At 64.0% G+C, this 13986-nt stretch carries 13 protein-coding genes and 1 pseudogene; 7 read left to right on the forward strand and 7 right to left on the reverse strand.

The features are described from left to right. Positions 1-90: 90 nt before the first annotated feature. Positions 91-834: pseudogene (locus tag ENE74_RS17600) on the reverse strand (ArdC family protein); the annotation flags it as partial. A gap of 84 nt (positions 835-918) precedes the next feature. Continuing rightward, a complete protein-coding gene (locus ENE74_RS17605) occupies positions 919-3009 on the reverse strand; it encodes a ParB/RepB/Spo0J family partition protein (protein ID WP_127692187.1) in 2091 nt (696 codons plus the stop codon). 206 nt (positions 3010-3215) lie between these two features. Between ENE74_RS17605 and htpG the strand changes: the two genes are divergently transcribed. The 4 genes from htpG (at position 3216) to ENE74_RS18750 (ending at position 6264) form a co-directional block, all read left to right on the forward strand. Continuing rightward, positions 3216-5096 carry a molecular chaperone HtpG gene (gene htpG / locus ENE74_RS17610; protein ID WP_127692176.1) on the forward strand — a complete coding sequence of 627 codons (1881 nt, stop codon included), beginning with the start codon at positions 3216-3218 and terminating at the stop codon, positions 5094-5096. Between the two features lie 71 nt (positions 5097-5167). After that, positions 5168-5437 carry a CopG family ribbon-helix-helix protein gene (locus tag ENE74_RS17615; protein ID WP_127692177.1) on the forward strand — a complete coding sequence of 90 codons (270 nt, stop codon included), beginning with the start codon at positions 5168-5170 and terminating at the stop codon, positions 5435-5437. Further along, entirely contained in the window at positions 5434-5727 is a 294-nt protein-coding gene (locus ENE74_RS17620; RefSeq protein ID WP_127692178.1) for a type II toxin-antitoxin system RelE/ParE family toxin, read from the forward strand. Before ENE74_RS17615 ends, ENE74_RS17620 begins: the two co-directional genes overlap by 4 nt. Positions 5728-5925: 198 nt before the next feature. Next, a complete protein-coding gene (locus ENE74_RS18750) occupies positions 5926-6264 on the forward strand; it encodes a PilZ domain-containing protein (protein WP_127692179.1) in 339 nt (112 codons plus the stop codon). A gap of 96 nt (positions 6265-6360) precedes the next feature. Here the strand turns inward: ENE74_RS18750 and ENE74_RS17630 are convergent, their stop codons facing one another. Genes ENE74_RS17630 through ENE74_RS17645 form a run of 4 tightly spaced genes read right to left on the reverse strand, consistent with a single transcriptional unit; the run spans position 6361 to position 9277 of the window. After that, positions 6361-7293, reverse strand: a complete 933-nt coding sequence (locus tag ENE74_RS17630) for a cation efflux transmembrane domain-containing protein (RefSeq protein WP_127692180.1) — start codon at positions 7291-7293, stop codon at positions 6361-6363. Further along, positions 7290-7736: a hypothetical protein gene (locus ENE74_RS17635; protein WP_127692181.1), complete on the reverse strand. Its 447-nt coding sequence runs from the start codon at positions 7734-7736 to the stop codon at positions 7290-7292. Before ENE74_RS17635 ends, ENE74_RS17630 begins: the two co-directional genes overlap by 4 nt. Continuing rightward, positions 7733-8989 (reverse strand): NAD(P)/FAD-dependent oxidoreductase, encoded by a 1257-nt coding sequence (locus ENE74_RS17640; RefSeq protein WP_127692182.1) that lies wholly within the window; start codon positions 8987-8989, stop codon positions 7733-7735. Before ENE74_RS17640 ends, ENE74_RS17635 begins: the two co-directional genes overlap by 4 nt. Before the next feature lie 21 nt (positions 8990-9010). Then, a complete protein-coding gene (locus tag ENE74_RS17645) occupies positions 9011-9277 on the reverse strand; it encodes a hypothetical protein (protein ID WP_127692188.1) in 267 nt (88 codons plus the stop codon). Between the two features lie 155 nt (positions 9278-9432). On the opposite strand from ENE74_RS17645, the gene ENE74_RS17650 reads away from it, so the two are divergent. The 3 genes from ENE74_RS17650 (at position 9433) to ENE74_RS17660 (ending at position 11697) form a co-directional block, all read left to right on the forward strand. Then, entirely contained in the window at positions 9433-10257 is an 825-nt protein-coding gene (locus tag ENE74_RS17650) for an SHOCT domain-containing protein (protein ID WP_127692183.1), read from the forward strand. A gap of 308 nt (positions 10258-10565) precedes the next feature. Further along, positions 10566-11087, forward strand: coding sequence for a helix-turn-helix domain-containing protein (locus tag ENE74_RS17655; protein WP_127692184.1), 522 nt, complete (start codon positions 10566-10568; stop codon positions 11085-11087). A gap of 61 nt (positions 11088-11148) precedes the next feature. Continuing rightward, positions 11149-11697, forward strand: a complete 549-nt coding sequence (locus ENE74_RS17660) for a hypothetical protein (RefSeq protein ID WP_127692185.1) — start codon at positions 11149-11151, stop codon at positions 11695-11697. A gap of 405 nt (positions 11698-12102) precedes the next feature. Here the strand turns inward: ENE74_RS17660 and ENE74_RS17665 are convergent, their stop codons facing one another. Continuing rightward, positions 12103-13944, reverse strand: a complete 1842-nt coding sequence (locus ENE74_RS17665; RefSeq protein WP_127692186.1) for a strawberry notch C-terminal domain-containing protein — start codon at positions 13942-13944, stop codon at positions 12103-12105. Positions 13945-13986 lie beyond the last annotated feature (42 nt).

Raw genomic sequence — 13986 nt, forward strand, 5'->3', positions numbered from 1 at the left:
AGCAATCAGGCTGGCCTCCGCCAGCTCTTGGGTCAGCGCTACGGCCAGCCTGATTACTGCCTACCGTGGACGTCCATCGCCGACCTAATGCAATGTTGCGGACGGCGCAGACTGTCCAGATAAGGCGACCAGCTCCTCGAAGGCATAGGCCTTGTCGCCGAACCGCTTGCCGAAAGTGCGCGCCAGGCGGTTGGCATGCCCCGTCCAGTGCACGGTCTCGTGGCAGCGAACCGATGCATAATGGTCCATGCTGCGAAAAGCCGAGCGGCTCGGCAGCTGGATATAGTCGAAGGTCGGGGTGAAATAGGCCTGGCTGCCGCCATGGCGGACCTCCGCAGGGATGCCTGCGAAGAAGGCATCGATCGCACGCTGGCGTGCCGAGGGTTCGAGCGGCGGCTCGGCAATGTCAGGAGGATGGAAATAGGCCGGCAGACCGTCGACCTGGTCGGCATTGAATACCAGATAATGGCGCAGGAAACGGATCGTCCGCTCGGTCTCGCGGCCGGTGCCGGGATGGGTTTCGCATTTGCGGAAGGAGGAGAAGTAGACCGACAGGGCCCCACCCTCGCCCTTGCGGACATGACCGCCCAGCGCTTCGGCCTGACGCCGGGTCATCCAGTAGCGAGATCGGTAGCCCTCGGCATCGCCGAGCGCCCACAGGTAGAGCGTATTGATGCCCTGATAAGGCGTGCCGCAGTGACGCAGGGGGCGGCCACCCGCACCGGCGACGCGCCAGGGACGTGACCAGGGCGGGACCCCTTCCTCGAGCTTTCGGATGATGAGATCGGTGATCTCGGCCGCGACGTCGCGGCCGGCGCGCTTTACCTGGCTCATGGCGGATATCCTGTCGCAAGGGAAAAGAGGCCGCCGGCGCGGGGGAGCGCACCGGCGGCAGATCGTCAAAGAGACCGGGAGGGCTCAGGCCGCGAGCGCATCAGCGCCCTCCGGCGCTTCGTCCGGTTCGCCATCGTCCCCTTCATCGTCGAACCCTTCATCCGGGCTGTCGACGCTCTCATCGCCGCCCTCCTCGGCGACGAAGCCGGGATCCTCGTCCGGCGTCTTGTCGAGGAAGCGCATGGCATCGGGCACCCAGGCCAGCGCGGCGTCGCGGACCTCCGGCTCGACGATCGCCTCGCCTGCGAAGAGCTTCTCGCAGGACTGGGAGATTTCGGACTTCTTCATGGTGGCGTGCCGGGCCGTCAGCGCCGCGCCGCCGACATCGGCAAGCAGGCTGAGGATCGAGCCCTTGCTGATGCGGTCGAAGAAATTCTCCGAGGTCGGCCGCCACCAGCTTGCCACCTCCACGTCCATGATCGTGGCGAGACGGTTGTGGAGCGGACACTGCTCTGCGCGGTAGCTCGGCTTCGCTTCCAGCGAGATCGCGACGACATAGGCGAGCCAGGCCGCCTTGGCGTCGTCATCGAGGGCGCGGAACGCCTCGAACCGCTCGACTTCCGACTTGTGCTCGAGCCAGCTCGCATCGAGCCCGTCTTGGGCCTCGGCGAGATAGCTGCGCGCGCGCGTGGCCGGCTGCTGGCCCGAGACCGGATCCTGGGGCGAGCGGGCGCGGATGGTCGAGCCGTAGGCGCTGAAGCTGCTGGTGCGGTCGTCGATCATCACGAACAGGGCATAGTCGAGCGCGAGGGCGGGATGGCTGAGGAGCGAAGCCGCGAGCACGTCGCGCCGCTGCATGGCGAGTTCGTCGAACAGACGGGCGCTGAGCGGCTTGCCACCCGGCGCGACGGCTTCGGGCGGCGGCGGCGGCGGGGTGAAGCTGCGACCCGAACCCGAAGCGCCGGAAGCACCGTCGTCACTCCCTTCCCCGTCAGCATCGTCCTCGTCATCGCCGCCGAACTGGACTGGTTCCTCGCTATAATATTCGCCGTCGAGGACCATCTCGCCGCGGGGCGTGAGCTTCAGGAATGCGCCGACCTGGGACTTGAGGTCGTCTGGGAGGATGGGCGGCTTGTTATGGAGCGCCTGCTCCTCTTCCTCGAGTGCATCCCATTCCTGGTCGAGCGCCTTGTAGGCTTCGTCGCTGATGCTGTCGTCTTCCATCTCGGTGCTGATGGCATCCTTGCGCTCGGTGATCGCCTCCACCCGCGCAAGCTCCTCCTCGGTAAGGTCGGGCGAAGGCAAGATTACCCGGTAGAGGCCGGCCGCCGCACTGTGCGTATAGTTGGACGCGATCGGTCGGATCCAGCCGAGCCCGAGCTCCTCGCCGATGCGCTTGGCTTCGGCTTCCATGATGTCGGAGGCCAGCCGCTGCGCGATTTCGGGATTGATCCATTTGTCGCCGCTGTCACTGAACAGGTCACGATCGACCTTGCCGCCGGCCTGGACATAGCGATCCTCGCCCACGAGGATGGCGACGGGATCGGTCGATTTCATCGTCTCGTTGGCGATGACGCGCCGGATGGTGTCGGCATTGGCATAACCCTGGCCGTAGCTGTTCCAGACCAAGAGCTGCTTCTCCTGGTTCTCGGTGGAGGCGTAGGCTTTGGCGACATCGAGCGTGATCGCGCCTTCGCTCAGCGCCTCGAAGATCGGTTCGGCCAGCGTAGCGAGACGCAGCCGTCCCTCGACGAACCGGCGCGTCAGCCCGAAGCGCTTGGCCACGCCGTCAATGTCGCCGTTGAGGCCGATGAAATACTGGAAGGCCCGGCATTCCTCGGCCGGGGTCATCTTGAGCTGGTGGAAGTTCGCCGCGGTCGAGGTTTCCGAGAGGGTCGCTTCGTCGCCGACGAGCACCTTGACCGGCACATCGTAGGTTTCAGGATCGATCACGCCCCGTTCCGCGAGCAGCAGGAGGCCGCGAAGGCGCCGGCCGCCATCGAATACCTCGAACGTGCCGCGCGGCTTCTTGACGGGCGTGACAAGGAGATTCTGGAGGACGCCGCGCGCTTCGAGATCAGCGGCCATCTGAGGGATTTCGAGCAGCTCGTCGGGCCGCTTGCGCACATTGATCGGGGACAGCGTAAGCTTGGCGAGCTTTACCGAAGTGGTCATGGGAAGTGCTCCTTCTGGCATCCGGATCATCCCGGACACGTCCCTCGCTCCCCCTTCCCTTTCTCCGTGGTCCCCGGGACCGTCCTGAATGCTGCGTGATCGCGAAACTGCGGCTCCCGCCTTCGCCGTCGGGATTGCTTGAAACATGGCAGCGCAAAAACCATCTCGTCCCCGGTTTGAACCAGGGAGACGATGGAAGACCTGCCATGACGACGACGACCGACGCTGCGCCTGAGACCCGCTCCTTCGAAGCGGATGTTGCCAAGTTGCTGCACCTCATGGTGCATTCGGTCTATTCCGATAAGGATGTGTTCCTGCGCGAACTCGTCTCCAACGCGGCGGACGCCTGCGAGAAGCTACGCTACGAAGCCCTAAGCGACGCGCGCCTCGGATCGGGCGAACCGCCCCGGATCACGATCATGCTCGACCCCGACGCGCGCCAGATCAGCATCGAGGATAACGGGATCGGCATGAGCGAGGCCGATATGGTCGATGCGCTCGGCACGATTGCCCGGTCGGGCACGAAAGCATTCATGGACCGCATCGCCGCATCGCAGGAGGCCGAAGGCGCCCAGCTGATCGGCCAGTTCGGCGTCGGCTTCTATTCCGCCTTCATGGTCGCGGACAGGGTCGTAGTGCTCTCGCGGCGTGCCGGCACCGAGACCGCCGCGCGCTGGGCATCGGACGGGCTTGGTACCTACAGCGTGGAACAGATCGATCCAGTCGATGCGCCCGCGCACGGCACGCGCGTGCTGCTGCATCTGAAGGAGAGTGCCAGCGCCTATACCGAGCGCTATAATGCCGAGCGCATCATCAAGGCCCAATCCGGTCATGTCCCCGTGCCGATCGTCCTCAGGGAGAAGCCCGATGCCGAGGGCGAGCAGATCGCCGACGGCGCGGCGCTCTGGACCAAGCCCAGGTCCGAGATCAGCAAAGAGGACTATACCGATTTCTATCGCGGCGTCGCCGGCCAGTTCGACGAGCCCGCGCTCACGCTGCACTACCGGGCCGAGGGCCTGCACGAATATTCGGTGCTTGCCTTCGTGCCGGGGATGAAGCCCTTCGACCTGTTCGATCCCGACCGGCATGGGCGCATGAAGCTCTATGTGCGGCGCGTGTTCATCACGGACGAGGCGCAGATCCTGCCGCGCTATCTTCGTTTCGTGCGCGGCCTTGTGGATTCGGGCGACCTGCCGCTCAATGTCTCGCGCGAGATGATCCAGGAGAGCCCTGTTCTCGCGGCGATACAGAAGGGCGTCGCCAACCGCGTGCTCTCCGAACTCGATAAGCTCTCGCAAAGCGATCCAGACGGCTATCTCGGCTTCTGGCAGAATTTCGGCGCGGTCCTGAAAGAGGGACTCTATGAGGATTATGGGCGGCGCGAGACGCTGCTCGGTCTTGCCCGGTTCCGGACCACGACATCGGGCACGGAGTGGCGATCGCTCAAGGACTATGCCGCGAGCCTCAAGGACAACCAGACGGCGATATACTATGCGACGGGAAGCGACTTCGACCGGCTGGCATCCTCGCCGCAGCTCGAGGGCTTTCGCGCGCGTGGTCTCGAGGTCCTGCTCCTGACCGACCAAGTCGACAGCTTCTGGGTGACGGGTGGGCTCGATTATGAGGGCAAGCCCTTCAAGTCGGTCACGCAAGGGCTAGCGGATCTCGACCTCATCGCCCCGAGCGAAAGCGAGACACCAGCAGAACCGCCGTCGAGCGAGGTCGGCGATTTCCTGGCCTTTGCGAAGGATCTGCTGAAGGATGAGGTGTCCGACGTGCGCGCCTCGCAGCGGTTGACGCAGAGTGCGGCCTGCCTGGTGGCGCCTGAGCATGGAATGGACCGGCAGCTCGAAAAGCTGCTCGCCGCATCCGGCCAGGGGGCCGGACTTGCCAAGCCGGTTCTGGAACTCAATCCACACCACGACCTCGTCTTGAAGTTGGGATCCCTTCCGGCCGATGCGGACTTGCGCACGGATGCCGCGTGGCTGCTGCTCGATGAAGCAAGGATTGCTGATGGCGAACTGCCCGCCGATCCGCGTGCATTCGCCGCAAGGCTGGGCAAGGTCCTGTCGAGAGCGCTGGCTTGAAAACTCCTTTCGCGACTTGCCAATACGCATCGATCCGATTAATTTTTAATCAGATTGGTGATAGGTGATTAATGGCGGCCGAAACAAAGGTTTTGACAGCTCACGTACCGTTGGTGCTCGCGGAAAAAGTCGAAGCCATGGCCTTGCGGCTGGAGCGTTCGCGCGGCTGGGTGATGAAGCAGGCGCTGGCCGCGTGGGTCGATCAGGAAGAGGAGCGTCATCGCATGACGCTCGAAGCTTTCGAAGATGTCGATGCCGGACGCGTGATAGACCATCAGGCGATTCTGGCATGGGCCGATAGTCTCGCGACGGAAAGGCCGCTTTCCTCTCCCCTTAAATGAAGGTGGCATGGACCAGGAAGGCGGCGTCCGACCTTGTGCGCCTGCATGAGCATCTCAGTCCGGTCGCACCCGAGGCCGCAGCACGCGTGGTGCAGCAATTGGCTCATGCCCCGGATAGGCTGCTCGATTTTCCGCGGCTCGGCGAGAAATTGGAAGCTTTCGAGCCCCGCGAAGTCCGCCGGATTATCGTGGGCCATTACGAGCTGCGCTATGAGATCGCGGCTGGGACCATCTTCATCCTGCGCCTCTGGCATTGCCGCGAATATCGCAGCTTCGAAAGCGACGATTGAGCAGTGGAGCCATTGGGCTCACTTCGGATGAAAGGGTGAATTATTCAGCACGTGCCCGTTGTGTGTCAGGACGCGGGGCAGGATGGTTTCTTAACCGATCCCGGGCGACAGTACTTCCGCACCTCCCGCTTTTGCCGCGAGGAGACGGCGTGGTGGCGTTATCGAGACCTCCAATCATGGAGCTATGAGAGTTCATAGATGTTCAGCCCGCGTACGAGAGACGAATTCCATCGCGAGATCCTGAATTTCGGCGCCAGCCGTGCGGATCGCCGCGCGCGCCTCGACACCGATATCGGCATCGTTTCCAGGAGCGGCGTCTTCGCAGAGATGGTGACGATCGACCTGTCGCGGCATGGGGTGGGCGTCGACGGTCTTCTTCAGTTCCAGCCAGGAGAAGCCGTGACCGTCTGTTTCGGCGACAGAATCGAGACGGCGGGGACAGTCCGCTGGCATGAGGCCTTCTTCTGCGGGATCCAGTTTGACGAGCCGCTGTCCGAGGTTCAACTCGAGAAGATCGTCCATCACGCACGACCGTGAGGTGCAGCAAAACTTGGCAGCTCGCAGCACGCCCGATCCAAGGAGAAGTCGCTTCCTGCTTCCTGGTCTGACATCGCGTCGCCTGCGAGCGCAGCGTCAGTCCCCATCCTCCGGAAGCGGCGGAATGAAGCTCACCTGGGCAAGCCGCCATGCACGCTTTTTGTGTCCCGGCCAATAATGGCGCGGGTGCCTGTGATCGGTCGGCGGATGGGTATCATGCACCTCGGCGCGAATGAGTCGGCCCGTTTCGCGAAGCCGCACGGTCGCACCGGGAAATTCCTCGCGCAGCCGGTCGCACAGCTTGAGGGCATCCTCCGACAGGTCCGCGCTTGAGAGGCCGCGCGGCGCGCCGTCGATCAGTTCGGCTGTCGAGGAGCGCAGCGCCTTGATGCCGTCATTGAGGACATCGATCGAGATCAGCGCTGCCGCGACCGAGTCCGCCCACCACCGTCCAAGACCCAGGCCGATGACGCCGGCCAGGCCGGCCGCGCCCGTCAGCCAGTTGGCCTTGTTCATGAGCGCATCGGTATGAAGAAGCTTGTCGTTCAGCTCTTGCGCCAACGGCAGCTCCTTGCGCCCGATGATCAACGGCGGCACGAGAGAATAGAGCTGGGCGGCAATCATCAACCAGCCGAGCCAGATATCCTGGCCGAAGATGACGATCGAACCCACCGTTGCATGCTCTGCCGCGGCCAACGCCATCCCCGAATTGTAGAGAAGGAGCGCGCCCACGGCGCTCAACGCGACGGCAGCGAGAAAGAACCCCAGTCCGTTCAGTCGCTCATAGCCAAAGGGAAAGCGTTCGGACCGCCCGCCCTTGCGTTCGAAGCGCGCCGCGATGAGGAACATCATCGGCGGAACCAGCCCGAGCGTATCCTCCACCCAGGCCGTTTTCATCGTCTCGCTCTGCCCGAGGACGAGACCCATGGTGACGATGACGGTAAGCGTCCAGAAGATGTTCCAATATTCAAGGCGGATCGCCTTGCGCATCGGCGTGGACAGTTCGGCGGGAAGACTGTTGCCGCTCATGGTTGCTGCTGCGTCCCGGTAACAGCGCGGCTCGCACGCTCGACCGTCATGATCCAGCGGTTCTCGCCGTTGCGCGCTGCCGCTCTGATGGCGATGGGATCATCTTCTGGTCCGGAAGCGGCGAGAGGCGGCGCGAGGGCGACGTCGCTCTTCCAGGGACTATCCTTGGAAAAGCGCCCGATGGCGAGATCGAGATCGCCTGCCTGCAGCCGCGTCAGCAGGACTTCCCCGCCTCCCGGCACGGTGTGCGCATGAGCGCCTGTCCGTCGTTCCAGCTCCTTGAGGAGGCCCGTCACCTGCGGCCTGCCACCGAGGTCCGGCTCCAGAAATCCGACGGTGAAGACCTTCGTCGATGCGATGCGCCCCGACGTGTCGCCCGGATCGCGGGGCAAGGCGTCACACGCCGAAGTTAGCAACAAGAGCAGCAGAACGGGCCGTCTCATGATGCTGTCTTTCTTTCTTCACCCTCATGCGCCTCGAAGCGGTAGGGATCGAAGGCCGCCGCATCGGCATCCTGCTCTCCGGCAAGCGCCTGCTCGAGCAGTTCCGCTGCCAAGGCGGCAAAGGCGAGACCATTGCCGCCATACCCAGCGGACAGCCACACATGCGGCAAGAGGCTGGACCGTCCGATCGCGGGAAGCCCATCGGGCGAGGCCCCGAAGGTGGCGGCCCAGGCGCGGTCGATGCGGACCGACCGGCCAAGCAGGGCTTCAAGCTTGGCGGCGATCGCGCCCGCCTTTGCTGGCAGCAAGGCGTCGCGCACTCTATCGTCTGCCTGATCGATATCCTCGCCGCCCGCAATCACCCGGCCGTCCCGGTCGGTACGCAGGTAGAGATAGGGGTCACTCGCCTCCCAGATCATCGCATTGTCGCGCCACAGCGGCGCAGTGCCGGGCGGGGTTGCGATCACGAATGTCGAGAGCAGACTGAAGGCATCCGGCAGAAGGAGCGGCGCACGTTCATAGCCGGTCGCGACAATCACGTCGCCCGCTTCCAGAGTGAGCCCCCTGTCGGCGGTCAGCTTTACGCCCTCGCCCGTCTGCAGAAGCGAGGTGACGTTGATCGGGTAAGAAAGCGTCGCGCCTCGGCCTCGTGCGAGTTCGAGAAGGGCATGGGACAGGCGTACCGGATCGATCTCGAAGCCGCCGTCCGAGACGATCGCGGCCCGCGGTGCTATTTCGAATCGCGCCGCCGTCTGTCCAGGGTCGAGAAAGCTGGAAGGCAGGCCATGACGAATATGGAGCTCGGCCTCCTGCCGGAGCTGCTTTTGGTCCAGCAGATCGCCAGCGAGATAGACGGTCGGCCTTTCCACCTTCGCACCGTCAACGCCGAGCGCGTCTATGCGCTGCGACAATCCCTGCACGGCGCGATAGACGCGAAGCCAGCGCCGCGCGGCTGCTTCCTCACCGATCCGGTCGGCGAGATGGAGGAGCGGCACATCCATCGCCCACATGACCTCGGCGGTGGACGCAGCCGTGCTGCCGCATCCGGGCGGACGCCGATCGAGCAGCGCCACAGAGCGCCCGCTCGCACTGAGCCGTTCAGCGAGGATGGAGCCCATGATGCCCGCACCGAGGATCGCGACATCGACCCGGCGACCCGGCAGCGGGTCAGCCGACGGAAGCTGCCAGGCCTTGTCGTCCCAGGGAACGTCCCCGGACCTCAGATTGCGTTGCTCGCTAAGGCCGGCGCCCACCACGGACCGATCGCGGCTTGATCAGCGGCCAGGGACGTCGGAGGGCGCCGGGGTATCGGCTGGCGCTGATACCCCGGCCTCCTCCACGGCCGATCGGGCGCCTGTTTCGGCGGCCTCCTCCACGGAATTTTCGAACATCTTCTTGAGAACCCAGCCGACCGCGAAGGTCACCGTGGCTGTCACGACGGCACGCGCCGCGGTTTCCTTGAGCGATCGCCTGAAGCGACGGCGTTCGCCGCGATCGCGCAAATCCCGCGCCCCCTTCAACATCCTGTCTGCGGCCTTCATGTCCCGAAACCTCTCGCCAAAACCCTTCGCAAGCGAAGCGCGCAAAGCCGCGCGCAGTTCCCGCAAGGAAAATGAATGCCGCATGGCCCGGCTTCATGTGAACGACCAGCGGCCGAAGCCGGAACCAAGCAGGGGCCCACGGAGTCCCTTGGGCGATGACCCAGCACCAGACGCAATCGCAGGGCTCTTGCCCCTCCCCTCGTGAGCTTTCGCAGTCCGGCGCCCGGCTGGTGAAAGAGCTGGCGGACAAACATGGCTTTGGCGAAACTGCCGTCACCGCGATGCTGGCTGCACTCGATCGCGGCGGCGGCCGGCAAGCCCAGTTCAGTGATCCCGAGCTGGGCGGAATGGGCCAATGGTCACGCGGCGGGATGCTGATGATCGGCGACATGTTCAACGACGCGCTCAAGGCCCGGGTCGGCGCTCTTGCAGCCGATGCCGCCGAGAGAGCAGCGAAGGGCGGCTTCTTCAAGCCCGATGCGATGGCTGGTATCGACTGGCCAGCGGAACTCGGCACGCCGGCCGCGACCGGCTCCCAGAATAATATGCGCTACGCCTTCTTCCCCGACAAACGTCGCCTGGCGATCGCGAGGGGCGGCGAGATCGAGTTGTATGACACGGGCGACCACCAGATCGGCGGTTTCGGTCAGCAGCAGGATAGCAGCGAACGGTTGAGCTTCACGAGCCAGCACGGTCCCGTGACAATCGACATGCTCCACCGTGTCGGTGGATCGATGGACGCGCAGGCAACATCAGGATTGGACCGCCGGGAGGATAGGGAGCTCCCTCGAGAGCGGCCGACCGATGCCTTGGGTGAACCGAAGCGAGCTGGCGAACCGGACGGGTCTCGGTCCAAAGGCGAAGACGCCCACGCCTCGATCCTTGCCGCGATAGAGGGGATAGCCGGGCTTCACGCCAAGGGTATATTGTCCGATGAGGAGTTCGCCGCCAAGAAGGCGGAGCTGCTTGGCCGCCTGTGATCGTGGCACCCACCCGCCCGGCGCGATCAGGCTTAAGAGCTTGAGGCGATAGCAGCGCGTCCTGCCGAACCTGCAAATTTGGCCGGCACGACCGGACATCGGCGTCCGATGGCTCTTTCCTATACTCCATGTGCGCGTTAAGCGCTTAGCCTGAATGTGCTCCGGGCAATGCGTTTACTTTACAGGTCGTCCACGTCCGGTACCCCTATGGTCGTTAATGTCCTGTCGCATCGGACATGAATGTCCGATCGGTCTCCCTTGAATTCCCATCCCGACCAGCGCAAATGAACGCTAGAAAGGATGGTCCCATGACCGATACGCCTGATACCAAAGACGCCAAGCTCGATTCGAACGTCATCCCGCTGCGTGCCCTGGGCAAGTCATCGCGCGCGCGGGGTTTCGAGGAGAAATGGGGACCGATGGCCGGCAAGGTCGGTTTCACCATGATCCCGACGACCTTGCTGCGCGGCGCTGCCCGCCTCCAGCTCGATCCGCCCAAGTTCGCGATCGTGCTCCAGCTCCTTGAACATTGGTGGGAGCGGGATCGCGACCCTTACCCGTCGAAGGAGACTATCGCGACGCGGGTGAAGCTGAGTCCGCGTCAGGTGCAACGCCATATCGCGCTGCTGGAGAAGGAAGGACTGGTGCAGCGGCTCGAACGGCGCGCACCGGGCCGCGGCAAGACCAGCAACGCCTATGACCTGTCTGGTCTCGTCGCCCGGGTAGCGACGCTCTCGGAGGAAATTCTCGAAGAGACGGCCGAGGCCAGGAAGCGCCGGGCCGCTCTCGAAAAGCCAGGCTTGCGTCGGCGTGCGACGCCCAAGGCCTGACCGGCTGCCTCTCCCCCTCTTTCGCCATGTTCCACTGCCTGCTGACCCCGAGTGATTTTCCATGTCCGTCCTGCATCTGCCCTTCACCCTGGGTGACCAGACATTCGATCTGGCGCATCTCTCCGCCTCGACGTTCGGGTGCCCGACCGATTTTCGGCCTGGAGATCTCACGATCGGCATTCGCTACAGCAATCATTGCTATACGACCGGCTGCGCGGAGGATCATGATCCGGGCGAACGGCTGATCCTCGATCATCATGGCAATCGCCGCGCGTTCGATGACCATCGCTACACCCTTTCCCTTACCCTGCCCGCGCTGCTGGGCGCGCTTCCGACTGCCAGGGTCTGGCAGAGCTTTCGTGAGCGCAACTATATGCATTTCTCGACGGCGCTGGGGCCGGCGGAATATCGCGTCTTCTTCCAGCTGAGACGGGCTTCGCCGGGCGCGGGCCATGATCTGGCGCTGTTCGTCGAGAGTGCCTATGCGATCGACCCGGCTGATCCGGCGACGCGCGGACGGGGCCAGATCCGCTTCCCGATCCTGGCGCGAAAGACGTTTCTTGGCGAACCTGTGCGGTTCGACCATGGCCGTAACCTGCGCCGCCGCTGAGAAGGTCGGATGCAAAAAGGGCGCCCGGTAAGGCGCCCTTTAGTGGTACTCGGTGGCCCCTTAAGCTTGCGCCTATCTCGCATCACGCGTGGACCAGGTTACCCTGGCGGGGAAGCACTATCGGCTCCGAAAAGCCTCAACCGATCTGTTGCCTCTGGACAGCGAGATAATCCCGCAGACCTGAAGATTCAACTAATATTTGACTCGATCGTTCCTGAGCCAGTCTCCCGATTGCCCTTCGAGACGCTCGGTTCGCCGCGGCCTTCCGGCGATTTCGCGCAGAAAGCAAAAGGCTTTCCGGTAGCCCCCGATCGGCCCGCCGCTGATCCTGACGCTCGAACCGTGGGCTTGCCCGTATCAAAACCCTTTTCGTGTGTGCAACATGCACGACGCACAAAAGCCACCTCATCTGCTTCCGAGCAGTTGCCCAAGAATGGCCTCCCCGTCGGCCACCGGCACGAACACACGCGTGCGATACTGGATGATCTCGGTGAAACAGCCCAGCGCCTTGAGCGCAGCCAGACGCTCATGTGGGCAGCCGACAAGCTCGATGCGCGGCGAGCCGTTGACCACCGCCCGCTTGATCGTGAACGCAAAAGGCCAGGCAAGATCGATGCTCCGCCCCGCCAGGACGGCCTTGAGAACAGCGTCCGGCGGGAGCGCTTCGACGCGGTCTATGCCGAGCTTGGCATAGAGCTGCGGCACATGATCGTCATGGACGAGACGGCCGAGCCATGAGCGCCCTTCCCCATCGACGATCCGGTTGACCGCCATATGATCGCTGGGCAGCGCCGACCAGATCGGAAGCAGCAAGCCCGTCGCAAGGCGAATGGTTTCGCTATCGATCGTCTCGCGCGCGGCGGCCTCTTCCGCGCCCCAGACCTTCATGAATATTTCGCGCGTCACCTCCGCCCAGGAGGATTCGAGAAGATCGTCCTCGCGCATATATTCATTGCGGGTAGGCCGCATCAGCTCGACGCGGGCGATCGGCAGGCCCTCTTTCTCCTCCATGAGCGAGCGAGCGCGTGTACGCAGGGCTGCCTTGCCCGATTTGGCATTGACCATGAAGGCGGCGTTCGCGTCGCCATCGGCGATCCGCAGGATGCGGTCGAGCGAAACCGGGTTGCGGCGCCGCTCGATCTCGATGGTGAGGAGATGCGAGGTGGCGCCGGTCAACGGATCGGTCCGCAACACCACATCGTCAACCAGATTGGCCCGGTCGACCATGATCGTCTCGACCCCCACATCGAGCCGTCCAGCTTCACGCGCGGCGGAAACCCGGGTCTCGATGAGGGCCAGGAACTCGTCGAAGATGCTGTTCTGAAGCCCGATAGGCAGCGCCAGAATGCGGTTCAGCCAGCGTTGGATCGGGGGCATCTCGTCCTTGAGGACGCCGTCCTTGTCGACCAGTTCGAGCCCGGTGCGCTCCTGAAAATCATCGAGCGTCGTGCTCTTGAGCTTTCCGCCTGCCAGAAGGTCGAACCAGGAGAGAAGCGCCGCGCAGGCATATTCGCTCTCGAGATTGTCGGCCGGATCGAAAAGCCCCTGCCCGCCCGTCTGCCGCTGCCCGCGGGTCAGCGCACCCAGGCTGTCGAGCCGCCGCGCGATCGTCGAGGTGAAACGCAGCTCGCCCTTGCAGTCGGTTGTCACCGGACGGAACAGCGGCGTTGCCGCCTGATGGGTGCGGTGCGTACGCCCGAGGCCCTGGATCGCCCGGTCGGCGCGCCAGCCGGGTTCGAGCAGGAGATGGGCACGCTGTTCCTGGTTCACCGCATCAAGCGAGGCATGATAGCTGCGCCCGGTCCCGCCCGCATCGGAAAAGACTAGGATGCGCTTCTTGGCCGCCATGAAGGCGGCAGCCTCCGCCTGGCTGGTGCGCGCTGAACGGCTTTCGAGTTTCTGGCGACCGTCGCTTGCCGTCACCAGTCGCTTGGTGCGGCCCGTCACCTCGGCAACATTGTCGTGACCGAAATGCTCGAGCAGCGCATCGAGGGCCGACATGATGGGCGGCATCGCGCAGAGCTTCTCGATGAGCCTATCGCGCGCGGCTTCCGCTTCCGGGTTGGTGACCGGATGGCCATGGTCATCGACCATCGGCATCGAGCGCGGCGTGCCCGTATCGTCCTTGAAGACCCGCATCTGGCGCGTCGGGAAGGCGCGTTCGAGATAGTCGATCACATATTCTTTGCAGTCGCAGTTTATGTCGAGCGTGGTGGCGGGAGGCGCAGGTTTCCTTCGGTTTCCCATGATTTCACTCCAGATAATTACGGTTCCCTCGACCTCAACAAG

The sequence above is a fragment of the Sphingobium algorifonticola genome, assembly GCF_004005485.1.
Taxonomy (GTDB): Bacteria; Pseudomonadota; Alphaproteobacteria; order Sphingomonadales; family Sphingomonadaceae; genus Sphingobium; species Sphingobium algorifonticola.

Bases quoted from the DNA above. Each gene is read 5' to 3' on its own strand.
- ENE74_RS17605 (WP_127692187.1), bottom strand. From the start codon at position 3,009: ATGACCACTTCGGTAAAGCTCGCCAAGCTTACGCTGTCCCCGATCAAT.
- htpG (WP_127692176.1), top strand. From the start codon at position 3,216: ATGACGACGACGACCGACGCTGCGCCTGAGACCCGCTCCTTCGAAGCG.
- ENE74_RS17615 (WP_127692177.1), top strand. From the start codon at position 5,168: ATGGCGGCCGAAACAAAGGTTTTGACAGCTCACGTACCGTTGGTGCTC.
- ENE74_RS17620 (WP_127692178.1), top strand. From the start codon at position 5,434: ATGAAGGTGGCATGGACCAGGAAGGCGGCGTCCGACCTTGTGCGCCTG.
- ENE74_RS18750 (WP_127692179.1), top strand. From the start codon at position 5,926: ATGTTCAGCCCGCGTACGAGAGACGAATTCCATCGCGAGATCCTGAAT.
- ENE74_RS17630 (WP_127692180.1), bottom strand. From the start codon at position 7,293: ATGAGCGGCAACAGTCTTCCCGCCGAACTGTCCACGCCGATGCGCAAG.
- ENE74_RS17635 (WP_127692181.1), bottom strand. From the start codon at position 7,736: ATGAGACGGCCCGTTCTGCTGCTCTTGTTGCTAACTTCGGCGTGTGAC.
- ENE74_RS17645 (WP_127692188.1), bottom strand. From the start codon at position 9,277: ATGAAGGCCGCAGACAGGATGTTGAAGGGGGCGCGGGATTTGCGCGAT.
- ENE74_RS17650 (WP_127692183.1), top strand. From the start codon at position 9,433: ATGACCCAGCACCAGACGCAATCGCAGGGCTCTTGCCCCTCCCCTCGT.
- ENE74_RS17655 (WP_127692184.1), top strand. From the start codon at position 10,566: ATGACCGATACGCCTGATACCAAAGACGCCAAGCTCGATTCGAACGTC.
- ENE74_RS17660 (WP_127692185.1), top strand. From the start codon at position 11,149: ATGTCCGTCCTGCATCTGCCCTTCACCCTGGGTGACCAGACATTCGAT.
- ENE74_RS17665 (WP_127692186.1), bottom strand. From the start codon at position 13,944: ATGGGAAACCGAAGGAAACCTGCGCCTCCCGCCACCACGCTCGACATA.